This is a genomic window from Bacillus sp. FSL W8-1141, assembly GCF_038593205.1.
GTDB lineage: Bacteria > Bacillota > Bacilli > Bacillales > Bacillaceae > Bacillus > Bacillus altitudinis.
Genome location: NZ_CP151973.1, coordinates 861,928 through 875,411, shown reverse-complemented (window position 1 = coordinate 875,411; position 13,484 = coordinate 861,928). Strand labels below are relative to the sequence as shown.

At 40.9% G+C, this 13,484-nt stretch carries 18 protein-coding genes; 6 read left to right on the top strand and 12 right to left on the bottom strand.

The features are described from left to right. Positions 1-11: 11 nt before the first annotated feature. Positions 12-185: a YpzG family protein gene (locus NSQ52_RS04305; RefSeq protein WP_003217811.1), complete on the top strand. Its 174-nt coding sequence runs from the start codon at positions 12-14 to the stop codon at positions 183-185. A gap of 23 nt (positions 186-208) precedes the next feature. On the opposite strand, the gene NSQ52_RS04300 is transcribed toward NSQ52_RS04305, so the two are convergent. Next, positions 209-523, bottom strand: a complete 315-nt coding sequence (locus tag NSQ52_RS04300) for a YfhH family protein (RefSeq protein ID WP_008341991.1) — start codon at positions 521-523, stop codon at positions 209-211. 3 nt (positions 524-526) lie between these two features. Beyond that, positions 527-1,318 carry a recombination regulator RecX gene (recX, locus tag NSQ52_RS04295; protein WP_017358838.1) on the bottom strand — a complete coding sequence of 264 codons (792 nt, stop codon included), beginning with the start codon at positions 1,316-1,318 and terminating at the stop codon, positions 527-529. Positions 1,319-1,413: 95 nt separating this feature from the next. On the opposite strand from recX, the gene NSQ52_RS04290 reads away from it, so the two are divergent. The 3 genes from NSQ52_RS04290 (at position 1,414) to NSQ52_RS04280 (ending at position 2,690) form a co-directional block, all read left to right on the top strand. Then, positions 1,414-2,310 (top strand): TIGR01777 family oxidoreductase, encoded by an 897-nt coding sequence (locus NSQ52_RS04290; RefSeq protein WP_024720284.1) that lies wholly within the window; start codon positions 1,414-1,416, stop codon positions 2,308-2,310. Positions 2,311-2,362: 52 nt separating this feature from the next. Next, entirely contained in the window at positions 2,363-2,473 is a 111-nt protein-coding gene (locus NSQ52_RS04285; RefSeq protein ID WP_017358836.1) for a YfhE family protein, read from the top strand. Between the two features lie 61 nt (positions 2,474-2,534). Next, positions 2,535-2,690, top strand: a complete 156-nt coding sequence (locus NSQ52_RS04280; RefSeq protein WP_008341997.1) for a YfhD family protein — start codon at positions 2,535-2,537, stop codon at positions 2,688-2,690. 34 nt (positions 2,691-2,724) lie between these two features. On the opposite strand, the gene NSQ52_RS04275 is transcribed toward NSQ52_RS04280, so the two are convergent. Beyond that, positions 2,725-3,312, bottom strand: a complete 588-nt coding sequence (locus NSQ52_RS04275; RefSeq protein WP_024720283.1) for a nitroreductase — start codon at positions 3,310-3,312, stop codon at positions 2,725-2,727. Positions 3,313-3,582: 270 nt separating this feature from the next. Between NSQ52_RS04275 and NSQ52_RS04270 the strand changes: the two genes are divergently transcribed. Next, positions 3,583-4,839 carry a transcriptional regulator gene (locus tag NSQ52_RS04270; RefSeq protein ID WP_008341668.1) on the top strand — a complete coding sequence of 419 codons (1,257 nt, stop codon included), beginning with the start codon at positions 3,583-3,585 and terminating at the stop codon, positions 4,837-4,839. Between the two features lie 35 nt (positions 4,840-4,874). Here NSQ52_RS04270 and NSQ52_RS04265 read toward each other — a convergent pair whose 3' ends face one another. From NSQ52_RS04265 to mprF, 3 genes are all read right to left on the bottom strand, one after another. After that, positions 4,875-5,342, bottom strand: coding sequence for a DUF393 domain-containing protein (locus NSQ52_RS04265; RefSeq protein WP_007496690.1), 468 nt, complete (start codon positions 5,340-5,342; stop codon positions 4,875-4,877). A gap of 337 nt (positions 5,343-5,679) precedes the next feature. Next, positions 5,680-6,228 (bottom strand): thioredoxin family protein, encoded by a 549-nt coding sequence (locus NSQ52_RS04260; RefSeq protein WP_035703746.1) that lies wholly within the window; start codon positions 6,226-6,228, stop codon positions 5,680-5,682. 92 nt (positions 6,229-6,320) lie between these two features. Further along, positions 6,321-8,891, bottom strand: coding sequence for a bifunctional lysylphosphatidylglycerol flippase/synthetase MprF (mprF, locus tag NSQ52_RS04255; protein ID WP_342473948.1), 2,571 nt, complete (start codon positions 8,889-8,891; stop codon positions 6,321-6,323). 168 nt (positions 8,892-9,059) lie between these two features. On the opposite strand from mprF, the gene NSQ52_RS04250 reads away from it, so the two are divergent. Then, the gene (locus NSQ52_RS04250) at positions 9,060-9,539 is read left to right on the top strand and encodes a MarR family transcriptional regulator (protein WP_008341672.1); all 480 of its coding nucleotides are present in this window, start codon (positions 9,060-9,062) and stop codon (positions 9,537-9,539) included. Between the two features lie 17 nt (positions 9,540-9,556). On the opposite strand, the gene NSQ52_RS04245 is transcribed toward NSQ52_RS04250, so the two are convergent. From NSQ52_RS04245 to NSQ52_RS04220, 6 genes are all read right to left on the bottom strand, one after another. Further along, positions 9,557-9,841: a hypothetical protein gene (locus tag NSQ52_RS04245; protein ID WP_024720280.1), complete on the bottom strand. Its 285-nt coding sequence runs from the start codon at positions 9,839-9,841 to the stop codon at positions 9,557-9,559. Positions 9,842-9,853: 12 nt separating this feature from the next. Beyond that, a complete protein-coding gene (locus NSQ52_RS04240; protein ID WP_135010418.1) occupies positions 9,854-10,381 on the bottom strand; it encodes a YfiT family bacillithiol transferase in 528 nt (175 codons plus the stop codon). Positions 10,382-10,394: 13 nt separating this feature from the next. Beyond that, positions 10,395-11,402, bottom strand: coding sequence for a zinc-binding alcohol dehydrogenase family protein (locus NSQ52_RS04235; RefSeq protein ID WP_342473947.1), 1,008 nt, complete (start codon positions 11,400-11,402; stop codon positions 10,395-10,397). 89 nt (positions 11,403-11,491) lie between these two features. Next, on the bottom strand, positions 11,492-11,989 hold the full coding sequence (locus tag NSQ52_RS04230; RefSeq protein ID WP_242731780.1) for a hypothetical protein: 498 nt from the start codon (positions 11,987-11,989) through the stop codon (positions 11,492-11,494). A 98-nt stretch (positions 11,990-12,087) separates the two neighbouring features. After that, positions 12,088-12,846 (bottom strand): anti-sigma factor, encoded by a 759-nt coding sequence (locus tag NSQ52_RS04225; protein ID WP_108611431.1) that lies wholly within the window; start codon positions 12,844-12,846, stop codon positions 12,088-12,090. After that, entirely contained in the window at positions 12,843-13,409 is a 567-nt protein-coding gene (locus NSQ52_RS04220; RefSeq protein WP_017358828.1) for a sigma-70 family RNA polymerase sigma factor, read from the bottom strand. The genes NSQ52_RS04225 and NSQ52_RS04220 overlap by 4 nt, the downstream gene beginning before the upstream one ends. Positions 13,410-13,484: the final 75 nt, after the last annotated feature.

The following is a 13,484-nucleotide window of genomic DNA, read 5'->3' as shown; positions in this document are numbered from 1 at the left end:
GTGCTTGAGATATGAGTTCAAATGGGAAATCGTATATGGAAGACTTTGTTCAATTAAGAACAACCGCTTACCCTCAACCATGGGCGAATGCTAAACATTCTGCCTCTCAGGTCAACGGAGAAACGCAGCAAACGCAGCACGACATCGTACTTCAGAACAACGTCCGTAAACAACGTTCGAAGTAAAGAAAAGGACTGATCTCTAGGGATCAGTCCTTTTGCGTAAGCATTGAAATCGGCAGGGCATCTTCTTTATTTGGCGCTGATACTCTGTAGCCCCAAGCAAAAACACCATTTAAATACTCCACATAAAACTGCTCGTCTGTATCTTTGATGTGATAAGTCGTTTTGGTTTGAATAGCAGCTGGATCTAATAAATAGGCTTTCGCCATGTCAATTTTCCGCTCCAACACGGCATATTCATTCACAATGCCTAGCTGCTCAGCCTTTCTTGCTTTTTCAGAAAGAGCGGCAATCTCCTGCTTTAATTCGTATTCTGTCATTTCACTATAGCGTTTTTCCATCTGTCATTCCCCTTTGTCTAAAACATGATCAATTGTATCAAGATCAAATCCTTTTCGGTAAAGGAATTGCTTCACTTTCATTTTTTTCTCAAATGATCCGTCATAACCTACCTTGCGTTTTGCCTTCTCAAGCATATAGTGAAGGGCTTCTTCTTCCTTTTCCTCTTCTTGTCCATCATAGGCTTCTTGAAGGGCTTTATCAATGATATCAAATGAAAATCCTTTTCGCTGAAGCTGCAATTTGATACGCTGTTCAATTTCTTTTGCGGACCGGTTTTTCTCTTTCTTAACCAGCTTTAGCACTTGTTTCACTGCTTCCTCTAGCTGCAAATCATTCGGATATTGCGATAGTGCTTGTTCGATGGTGTCATCGTCTATGCCTTTCAGCTTTAACTCTTTTTTTAGCACTGACGGGCCTTTGCTATTCGTTTTTCGGTGGGTGCTTACATACGCTTCTGCAAATTCAAGATCATTTACATACTTATAATGTTTTAATTTGTGTATAATTTCACTAATAGCAGGTGCTGGTATGTCTTTTTTCGTCAAATAATCGGTGACTTCTTTCACTGATCTCATCCGATACGATAAATAATCGACGGCCTGCTGAAATCCTTTTTTTACTGCATCACCGAATTGAATCTCTATGATATCGGCTTCGTCCAGCTCTTTTCCCTTTTTCAAATCATGCTGGACGAGCACATCTAGATCAACGCTAAAAGCGTACTTTTCATCAAGAAAGATGTTCACGCGTTCTGTATTGTTTTTCTGAGCAGAGATTTTCGTAATATAGGGCATCCTGTGATCACTCCTTTTTTCAAACAGTCAGGATGTTTCTTCTGATTCAAAATCGTGAAAGATATAGGTATGTATATGAGAGGAGAAGATGTCAATTGAATATCGCCATTACCGGAGGAACCGGGTTTATCGGCCAGCATGTCACAAAGGTGCTCGCAGCTGAAGGACATCATCTATATATTCTAACAAGAAATCCAAAGGAATCCGAACAAAATCATTTACATTACGTGCAGTGGCTGACAGATGGTGCTAAACCTGAACATGAATTGCCTGCGATTGATGTATGGATTAACCTTGCTGGAAAATCCATTTTCACACGCTGGACGGACAAAGCAAAAAAAGGCATTCTCTCCAGCCGTATTCAATCCACACAAGAAGTGAGACGCATTATAGAAGCGCAGGAATCGAAACCATCTGTGCTCATTCAAGCAAGTGCTGTCGGTATCTACGGCACTTCCAAGACAGAAGACTTTACGGAGGAGGCCCCTCCAGCCGATACAGATTTTTTAAGTCATACATCTAAACTTTGGGAAGCTGAAGGGCAAAAAATTGAGGCGCTAGGTATTCGCACGGTTTATACACGCTTTGGGGTAGTGCTAGGAGAAAAAGGCACACTTCCTCTTATGACCTTGCCATACAAGCTGTTTGCCGGTGGAACGATTGGCTCTGGCTCGCAATGGGTATCTTGGGTTCACGTGGAGGATGTAGCACATCTCATTGCGTATGCCATTCAACATGAACACATATCAGGTCCACTCAATGTCACATCTCCAAATCCTGTTCAAATGAAGCAGCTGGGGCAAACTATTGCATCTACCCTACATCGCCCTCACTGGCTGAAGGTGCCGTCCTTTGTCATCAAAACCGCACTTGGCGACATGTCATTGCTTGTATTAGAAGGCCAACGTGCTCTGCCGAAAAAGGCACTGCTGTCTTCTTATGAATTTTTACACCCTGAGCTAAAAGAAGCGATTTTGCATTCAGAGGAATAAACTTTGTCAAAAACACCCATCCTATTAAAAATGAGATGAGGGGGCAATTTTGATGAAGAAAAAAGAACACCAGCCGACTTCAAAACTGAAGAAAACCCAGGAAGTTCTGTATCAGCAGGAATTCAAAAAAGCGGAAAGAGCAGCAGAAAAAAGAAACAAATAAAACGGATATTCCTCTTTTACAAGCACATAACTAAAGTGATCTTGTAAAGGAGGGAAAAGCTTTGAAAAAAGACCAACACAAAAAATCCAACCACCAGCTTGCGGCACAAGAGACGGATGGCGAATATGTTGAATTTTCCAAAGAACTTGCAGATCCGAATGACGTAAAAGCGATGGCACGTATGAAAGCAGCCGATCAGCGTGCCAAAAAACAATAAGTAAAAAAAACAGACCCTAACAAAAGGTCTGTTTTTATTTGATTTCAGTTAGCAGGCTTGATGCCTTCTGACGTGACTTTTCCTCAGGTACCTCTTCTGGATAACCGATGTGAAGAATCGCGGCAAAGCGTTCGTTTTCCTTTAATCCCATATCCTGTTGAAACCCTTTGTCGTATAAGATACGGCCGCTCTTCCATACCATACCGATTCCTTGATCCCAAGCCAGCAGCTGGAAGTTTTGAATGAGCGCACTCACAGCGGCAAAATCATCATTTCTCACAACTGGATTTTCGTCTTCTTTTAGAACAACAAGTAAAAGTGCTGGTACTTTAGAAAAATAATCTCTGTACTGATTGATCTTTTCCTCTTTTGCATCTGGATTGTTGCGTTTAAAGAAAGCAATAAACCGCTCAACAAATACCTCTTTTGCTTCATCCGTCACTGCATATAAAAAACGCCAAGGTTCCGTGATTTTATGATTGGGTGCATAGACTGCGTCCTCTAATAATGGCTGAAGCTGCTCAATGCTCACCGGCGTTTCCTTGAATTTTCGAATCGATCGTCTATATCTGACAGCGTCTCGAACCGTTAACGCTTCTGTTTGTTGTTTTGTTTCTGGCATATATGTCATCCTTTCAATCAACCTTAATTGAAATTGATTCTCATTCACATTATAAACATGATCATGTGTTGTTTGCAAATAAGACCTCACCTCTCTGCTAAAAAGTTGTTTGACTTTTTCAAGTAATGTTACAATCATATTACGTTTTAAACAAATTTTGAGAAAAAAGCCAAGATGATGAAATGGTTTCAGGTATTTCCACTTTTTTAAATGTGGCTATTTTTTCAAAAAGCTTTCAACCCATGATTGGAAGGGAGGCTTCTGAATGGAATGAAAATCAATATTGGGCAAATCATCAAACTCTATCGTTATAAACAAAATATGACCCAATCGGAGTTGGCAGAAGGAATTTGTTCTGTCTCTCATTTAAGTAAAATTGAAAATGGCTCAAAAGAGGCCAATCAAGATACGATCAATCTTTTGCTTGAACGGCTTGGAATTAGTCAAGAAACGCTGTCGCAAAAGGCGCGTCATCTGTTGTCATTACTCGATGAGTTTCAGATGAACATGTATTTCTATGCGCTCGATCAAGCAGAGCAAAATGCAGAAATGATCATTCATCACGAGGAACAGTTCTTTTCGCTAGATTTAGGGATTCAGTATCATTTGTCCTTATTTCAATTTTATTTATTAACAGAAAAACAGCAGCTTGCCTTAAAAACGCACCGCGTGCTTAAAAAGTTTGAAAAAACCTTTATTGACACAGAAAAAGAAACGTTTGAATATCTAGATGGCATCCACCAGATTAAAATCGGTCAACTCGAAGAAGGATTGAAAAGACTTGAAAGCTGCTTTTCTTACGCTTCTGTTGAACAGAGCGACCTGTATTATCACTATGCAAAAGCACTTGGAGCCATGGGGCATCTCGGTGATGCGCTTGAGGCCACACATCAAGCAATGGATTTGTATAGACAAAAAAATAATTTCAAGCGGGTCATTCATTGTACACTCATTCATGGGGTCATCTCATTGGAATTAAAGGCCTTTCAAACAGCTAAAAGATATTTAAAAGAAGTGATTTTACACACATCGCTTCACCCTGATGCTTATATTAAGATGACAGCTTATTTTTATTACGGGGTTCTCTTAAAACGCCAAGGCGATTTCTCATCCGCTGTGCCTTATTTACTAGATTCACTCAATTATTTTAATCAAGAACAGATAGAAGATCGTTACTGTGAAACGCTCTATGAAATCGCGACATTGTATGCGGAATATGATCGCAAAAAGGCGCTTCCATACATACACGAGCTGCTCAAACAGCCTCGTATTCAACCAAACTGTTTATATATGATTAAAATTTATAAATTGATGATTGAAGAGAATCCTCATGATTTGAAAACTTATTTAGTAGAAGCAGCGATTCCTTACTTTGAACACAATCAGCTCCACAATGAGTACTTGTTTGCTCTTAGAACCTTGCTTTCCTATGCGGCTTCTGAGCTTGATAAGCGTGCATATATGTCTTACACAACGAAGCTGCTTGATCACTTAGCATCATATATCCCGTATTATAAAAAAGCATGACCTTCTGCCGATCGAAGGTCATGCTTTTTCTATGATTAGATGGTCTTTTGTTGATCTGTATCGGGACGGGTGACTTGTTCGACAGAATGAATGTACCGTTTTCTCGCAAAATAATCGTAAGCATGCTGCCCAAAGCCAAGCCAAATGCTGAGTACAATGAATGGGACCGTTCCCCATAATGCAGGGATGTGACAAGCCATTCTCAGCCACGTATAAATCCCTGAGTTTTTTTGATTTTTCGCTAAGGAAATAGACACGATTCGTTTCTCTGCCTTCTCTTCACTAATTTTATTCAGTCTCAGCAGCTGTGAGTGTCTAAATGATTCAAAGTGAATTCGATTTTTCCAATCGAGTGATTTCAACAGGTCAATTGCTTTTGCACATGAAGGACTTTGTCCGTCATAAAACACAAGCAGTCTGAGTGATTTGATGGAACGCTGTTCTCTTTTCTTTGATTCAGCGAGCTTCTTTTTTTCTTGATCGAGATAGATGATTTTTTTCATAAATTGATCGCCAGCCCTTTTCCTTCAATTATTTTTTTAGTTCGTTCAAAGGAGATTACAACTAGATTACTATAGTTGCTGGGCCTCTTGTATTGGGAAAAAGCCATCCGACGTGCGTTATATGAGCCTTTAGATAAGGGCAAAATAGCTGATTTCATGGCATATATGAGGTTTTTCAACTAAAAGTGGTTGGGAAAATCGTGATGCTTTGCGGTTTTCTGCGGTATTTGATAGAATTCTGCGGTTTTTCTACATCTTTATGCGGTGTTTTGTAGGTAAAACGCAAAAACAAGATAAAAAAAGACTACTTCCCATTGCGGCGAAGTAGTCTTTTGGTTTATATTTTTGCCAAAACTTCTACTATTTCTTTCTCAATATCTTTCCATAAGTAACGATCTGTCGTATAGTGATGTGCGGCTTCTTTCGCAAACACTTTAAATGCTTCCTCAAAATCGGGTGCATCTTTATCCGGCTTTTTCTCGTCGACAAAGCGCTGAGCTTCTGCTGAGCGAGGTCCCCATTTCCCCACTTCTTTCCCTTCCTGATCAATGATGACGATAATCGGAATCGATCTTGCGGTCCCGTTCGTTAAATACTGATCCATCAGGTCTAGGTGCTCGTCCCGAATGAAATAGCGCGCATCAATCAGTGCTTCATTTGCAATACGCATGAAAATAGGTACATTAACCATCGCATCACCGCACCAATCTGCCGTGATCACAAGCGCTCTGAGCTTTTTCTTTTGAAGTTTTTGAAGCAGCTCTTTTTCCTTTTGATGAATTGCGTACTGGTTGTACACCGTGAGTAAGTTTTCACGGTTTTTCTCCATGTTGTGTACATATGTACGTTCAGCTAATCCCTTTGTAAACCATTCATTTAGTGTCATGTGAACATCCCCCTTACCCTTCAACTTTACCACTTTTGCTATTCTTTTGTCTAAAAAACCTTCACCTAGTGAAAGGTAAAGGTTCTTTGGACTTATGGACGCCGTTTTCGATTTGGGTCCATTCCTATCAGTTTAGTGACGAGCACCATTGTGACAGGCAGTGATGTATTCTTTTTATACGCTAAATATTTTCCGCGCCATTCTGGTTTATATTTCTGTTTAAACGACCGTAAGCCGCTGAAACTATACATATATCTGACGTTATTGAAGATGACACTCGCCAAACGTTCTGTCAGAAAAGACTGGTGGAACGTGCCTACATTCGATAATGGCGCCATTCCCATGTTAAAGGATGTGTAGCCTTTTTCTTTCGCCCATTGAAAAAGGTGGATAAAGAGTGCATCCATCATCCCGTTCGGTGCATCATGCATATGACGCATGAGGTCGATGGATATCTCTCCTTTTTGATACATCGGCATTAAGGACACAAAAGATATGATCTGCCCTTGTTCATCCTTTAAAATCGCAATCGGTGCTTTTTGAATGTATTCTTCATGGAAATAGCCTAATGAAAATCCTTTTTCTTTTTTCTTGCCCAGCCAGCTGTCAGAGATTTGTTTTAAGGTTGAGATCAATTCCTCTGAAAAGGGCGGCTCCAGCATTTCAAACGTATAGCCTTCTCGTTCAAATTTATTTGCGACAGCCCGTAAGTTTGATTTTTTCTTTCCTGACAAAGAGAACGTTTCTAAATCGACCATGGCTTCTTCCCCAAGCTTAAAGAAGTGAAAACCTAGGTCATGATAAAGCGCCATTCCTTCACGTTCTACTTGATAAAAAGCGACACGATAGCCTGCTTTTTCTGTCTGCTCCAAAAATTCTTCCAGTACAAGCGGATAAGAGGCTCTACGCCCAGAAGGATCTCCAAGCACAATTACGCAACGGCCAATCCGGCCAAACTGAAGCATCGCCTCTCCATCACTTGAGAAAAACAGTTTTTTGTCTCCCAAAAAACCTAGATGACTAAGAGCATTTCCTCCCTTTTCTTCGAGAAAAGTTTTTAATTTTTCTTCATCGGCTTCTTCGCCGATTGGAACTGCTTTTTTATTAAAAATCAATTTGCTAATGAAAAAGAAAAGAGGAACGCCAATTAAAGCAATCATACTGGTCATCGTGATATGCCGTTCATTATGAACCAAATAGTCCTTGCTTAGGAAATGACCAATTTTCATCCAAATGAAGTTCCCAATGACATTATAGTTAAACAACACGAGTAAATATCCGGCGGCGGCGGCCACAAACTGATTCAAAGAATAAGGGGCCTGCTGCTTCACAAATTGATTTCGAAGCGAGAAAAATACCACCATGATGACCGGCAATATAAAGATCAAACTCAGGTTAAACCCTTTTAGTAAAGTAAACACAAAGCCGCCTGCTAGGGCAATCATTGTCAATAGATAAGACCGTTTCGTTCTTTTATACACTTCAATGGACAAAATCATTAAAATGATCCCGAACATTAAAGAAAGACCATTAAATCCTGATAACAAAAAGCGTGGAATGGTTGTAATCACACCTAAACGATCAACAGGAAGCACAACGGAAGCCATAATGAGCAAACCGCTTCCAAACGTTAAAATGGACAAAGATCCGTACAATAAACGGATGAGCAGAGCACGGTGCAACACAATTAAGACGTTTGTTGTTTCAATAGCAGGCGCCATTCTCGGATTGCCTTCAAGACGCCTGAGTGTTGTTCCAGTTAAATCGTATGCCGCTAGACAAAGTCCAAGAATAAACGGGAAAATGGAGTAAACGAAGCGGTACAATACAAGCGCTGTCAGCACCATCTCTTTATCAAACCCAATGTATTGCATACTGAGTAAAAAGATCAGATCAAACGAACCAAATCCGCCCGGAACCATACTGATTAAACCGCCGATTGACGCAATCGCAAAGACGCCTAATACAATACGGACATCAACGTTCATCCCCATAGAGACAACAGCCATGTACATGACAAGACCAGCTGCCAGCCACTCTAAAAACGATGCACCAATATAAGCATAGATCGGGTGCTTCAGTCCGTTTTCACCGCTCTCAATCGAGCTTTTTCGAATGGACGCCATGATGATGTAAATGGGCACAATACAAGCAAAAATAATGACAAATGCCCATAACCACGGCTCCTGACTAATAATACTTTCAACTGGCAGGACCCTAACTAAAATCAAATCACTGAAAATAGATAAGCCTAGCAGAACAGAGGATGTTAAAAGGGCAATGCCTTTCAGCAGTTTTTTCGTATCTGTTATGTATTCCTTGTATAGAAGCGTTCTAAGCCCTGCTCCTGATAAACCACCGAAACCAAGCACACTATTAAAGGAGTTGGCGATCCAAGAAATTCGGATCGTTTTCCAGCCGCTGATAGGCATATTAAGGCTTTTTCTTAAAATAAAATCATATAAGGACATGGATAAAACAGCGACAAGTCCAAGAAAGACAAGAATAAACAAGTCCATTCGATTCAAGCTGTCAATAATATAAAACGTCTTTTTAATGGAAAGGCCGCTCAGCTCCTGCTTGGCGACAAAAATTAAGACAAGGATGATCACGATCGGAAAGAGCATTTTTAAGATCGTCATACCCGTTTTTTTGTTCCACATGTTTTTCCCAACTTTCTAAGTTGCTTCATTAATTTCAACTGACCATTATTATACAACAAATACCACTTAATTCATGCAGTTTAACATTCAAAAGCTTCATGATACTTTCAATTAGAAGTAAAAATCAGTAATATAAAGAAAAGAGCCGCTTAAAGGAAGTGAACAAGCGTGGAATATAATATTCATGACACCACCGTACTAAAAGAGGAAATCCTATCTCCTGAGGAAAAAAAGACATGGGTGCTGTATATGAAAGTGCTCACTGCTGCAGGACTTGGAGATGTTTCTGAATGGATGAAGCTGGATATGAGTATGCCTCAAATGAAGGTGCTCATGCTGCTCAATAACCATGGCTCTCTTAAGGTGTCCGAAATTGCTGAAAAAATGGGGGCTTCTTTGTCCAATATGACAGGGCTGCTTGATCGGTTAGAACAATCGAACTTTGTGGAACGAAAGCATTCTGAGCGTGACCGTCGAATTATTGTCGTAGAATTGACAGAGGAAGCGAAAAATATTTTCAGAAGTATTTATCAAAAAGGGCATGAAAAAATTAAAAATTCCCTGCAACGGCTCAATGATGAAGAAAAAGAAAAAGTCAATGAAGGTCTAGCTATTTTAGAAAAAGCACTTCGTCCTGAACGTGGCTAAAAAAGGAAAAAAGACGGTCACTTGAGGTCCGTCTTTTTTAATTCTTCTTTTCCTTGTTTATCTGGGGTGAAAAGATATTGACGAATGACTTCCCGGTCATCCCACAGGAGATAACCTAAACCGATAATGAGAAAAATGATGCTGATCCACGTACCGCCTGGGAGTATATCTTCCAGCTCCTCGATCGTTCTTACTGTGCTTACATTTCCACCATAGCGAATCTCAAACAAAACGTATTTCGCTATATAAAACAATGCCGCCGTGCAGATAAACATAGCGCCGACAATTCTTCTACTAGACATGTGTTGACTCCTTTACTTCCACTGATTTCTTTTGATTAATTCCGTGATATGGGTGAGATGATGCTGTGAATGCCAGACGTACATTCCTGTTGCATCATATAAGGACACCGTTTGTTGATCGGCTGGATGGTAATATGCAGCGTTGAAATCTTCCTCTGTCATCTCGCGAAGTAATGTGACCCACCTGCGATGCAGACTGCTGATTAACGGCAGTGATAGACTGATAGGCGCCTTGCTGTCAGGAAGTGAAGCAAATGCTTCTTGATCATATGGACGTATGTGCGGTGTTTCTTCTGTCAGCGCAAGTTTAAATCGCAAGTAGGCGTTCAGATGGCTGTCCGCTACGTGGTGAATGAGCTGACGAACGGTCCATCCTCCTGGCCGATATGGGGTATCCAGCTGATCATTTGTCAATGGGACAACTGCCTCTTCATACTTTTGAGGAATGAGTGCCAGCTCATCAATCCATGCCTCCAGCTGCTTTTTCGTTTGTTGGTCCACCGGTTCATATAAGCCAATCGGATATTGTAATGATGTCATCTGCTGCCCCTCCTTAAAATCCTTCTAGAACAAATTTACCTATCATCTTCCCTTGCTCAAGTGTTTGATGTGCCTGCTTCAAATTGGCGGCATTGATGGGGCTGAGCACCTTTGTTAATGTATGTTTTAACTTCTTCTCTTCAAATAATGTACTCGCTTCTTTTAAAAGCTCATGCTGCTTCATCATATCCGAGGTTTTGTACATCGGCCGTGTGAACATGAATTCCCATACAAATGCAGCACTTTTATTTTTGAGTAATTGAATGTCTAAATGGTGCTGATTTTCAACAATGGTACAGATCGTCCCTTGAGGTTTAATCGCTTCTGCCATCCCTTTGAAATGGCCATCTGTATCATTTAAGCATAAAATGTAATCCACTTCGCCAATCCCTTTTTCCTGAAGCTGCGCTAAGAGCGGCTGGTGATGGTCAATGATATGATCAGCCCCTAATGAGAGACACCATTCATTTGTTTCAGGTCTTGATGCAGTGGCGATTACAGTCGCCTTTGCTAATTTGGCGAGTTGAATGGCGATGGAGCCCACTCCGCCTGCACCACCGATGATCAGCAAGGTCGAACTTTCTGCATTCCGCTTCATATGCATTCGGTCGAATAGCGCTTCATATGCCGTAATTGTTGTAAGAGGCATGGCAGCTGCTTCGGCAAAAGAGAGATTTGCAGGCTTTTTCGCCACAATTCTCTCATCCACAAGCTGGTATTCACTATTTGAGCCTTGTCGCGTGATATCTCCTGCGTAATAGACATGGTCACCCGGCTGAAACAACGTACACGCTTCGCCCACTTCCACCACCGTACCGCTTGCATCGTAGCCAAGAATTTTCAATTCATCTTCTTTCTGATTCTTCGGTGACCTCACCTTTGTATCCACTGGATTCACCGACACAGCCTCTACTTTCACCAAAATATCCCTGCCAGCTGCTTTGGGCTTTGCCACCTCCTGATCGATCAAGCTTTGTTCATGCTCAATTGGCAAATACTCAAATAATCCAACTGCTTTCACTCGCTCGCACTCCCTTTCTCCATGCTTCTTTTCCACATTTTATCATACATTTTTGATGCTGATGGATCAGTCAGCAAGCGATTGCACATTTAGGATTTCTTCAAAGCCCTTCGTTCCCTCACGATGTAAGAAGGACGAGCCTTTTGTAAAGAGAGGACATAGGTGAACCAGCCGCTCGATTTAAAAAAGTACTGAACATAATAAAACTGAATGTGCTGCAAGAAAACGACGATGAACAGAAAAATTGTGAATAATAGCGTCACAATGTCTCCCTGCATCCATCCACTGATCAATAACATCACAAAAACGAGCATCATGAGCTGTTCGAGCCTCTGCATGATCTGGACAACGAGATGTCCTCGTTTGGTTAGGTCACCTGATTGACGCTTTCGAATGTTTCTTGATTTATAAAACCATACGATACTTGTCACTAGATGATGAATGATAAAAAGAGCGATCATGACCATAAGTAAAGGAGTTGATTTAAAAAGGTCTTTTATAATGAATGGGATCACCAAAAAATAAAATGCGGTAAATGCGTGTCTAGCTGATAAGAGAAATAGTTGTTTTTCTATGTATCGCTGCATGTGTCTCACCTCTATTGTAGTACGTCTCATTTGTCATAAGGTTCCTTCTGCCTATCAAAAAAGGATGCCCTGAAAAAGGCATCCTTCATGAATCAAGCTTAAAATGCAGCACTCAGTACGACAGGGCCTTGCGGAAGCTTGTTATCCTTTTTTGGTTCAAGGGTGACAGCCACAGTATCCCATGATTCGTTTGCTTCTTTTTCAGATAATGCATAGGTGACGGTGCCCTCCCCTTTGCTATCTGTTTTAAAGGCACCGGCCGGAACAGGCTGATCTCCTTTAATGAGCCATACTTGATAAACGGCCGATGAATCAAGCTGGTCTTTTAATCCGTCGGCACTCACTACAAGCTCTTTTTTGCCGTGATGCTCAATCACTGAAAAAGCACCCGTTGTTTTTGCCGATTCGGCAGATGCCAGTGATTTTGTCGCAACAACTTTGACAGGTTGTTCTGCTTGATCTGTTCCATTTGTTAAGAAATACACGTTCCCAGCTGCAGAAATGAGAAGTAGTGCGGCAACGAGAGGCAACAGCCATTGATTTTTCTTCTTCATTGGCGGTTTCGTCTCATTTGCATCACGAACTATTTTGAAATCTTGAGGCGGGTTCGATTTTGCAGCGATTGTTGTCTCTCGTATCTCTTCTTCAAATACTCTTGATAAAATGCGGTCTTTCATCCCTGCCGGAGGCGTTTCGTCCTCTGCTAGAAACGGAATATCAGACATGAGCGATGTCAGTTCTTCAAGCTCTTCTTTGCAAGCCGAGCAATGTTTGATGTGTTCTTCAAATTGCGTCTTTTCTTCTCCTTGTAAATGCCCGTTAAAGTAATCAATGACTTGATGTTTACACTGAGTCATGCCTCTTCCTCCTTTCCTCCGCGAGACAGTTTCGTTCGTAAATGCTTCAATGACAATCGAACTCTTCCCTTCACCGTTCCAATAGGGATGCCTAGTTTTTCCGCAATGCTCTTTTGTGTCATTCCTTTAAAATAGACATCTTCGATGATGGTTTGCTGTTCTTTCGACAATGTTGATACTGCTTCACGTATGATTTGTTTTTCTTCGTTCCATTCTACTTCTTTTGACACATCTTCTTGATGATCTGCCAAGTATTCAATATGCTCATCTTCAAGAGCTGTTTCATTTCGGTGTTTCCTTAATAGATCGATTGCCGTGTTTCGTGACATCATAAATAACCATGAGGAAAATTTCCCTTTATCTGTATTGTATTCTCCTATGCCGCGCCAAAGCTTGATAAAGACTTCTTGAAGCACTTCCTCCGCCAGCTCACGGTTTCCAGTCATTTTATAAATAAACGAATATAACACACGTTCATAGCGATCGTACAATAATTCAAGCGAGGGCTTATGTCGATCATGTTTGATCTTGTGATACAGCTCAAAATCCTTCAGTGTGTCCATGGTCATCTCCTTCCTTTTTCATGAGAAAGAGCATTATGCATTCATCATGAAATCTTCACGTATGGCTCATCTCTC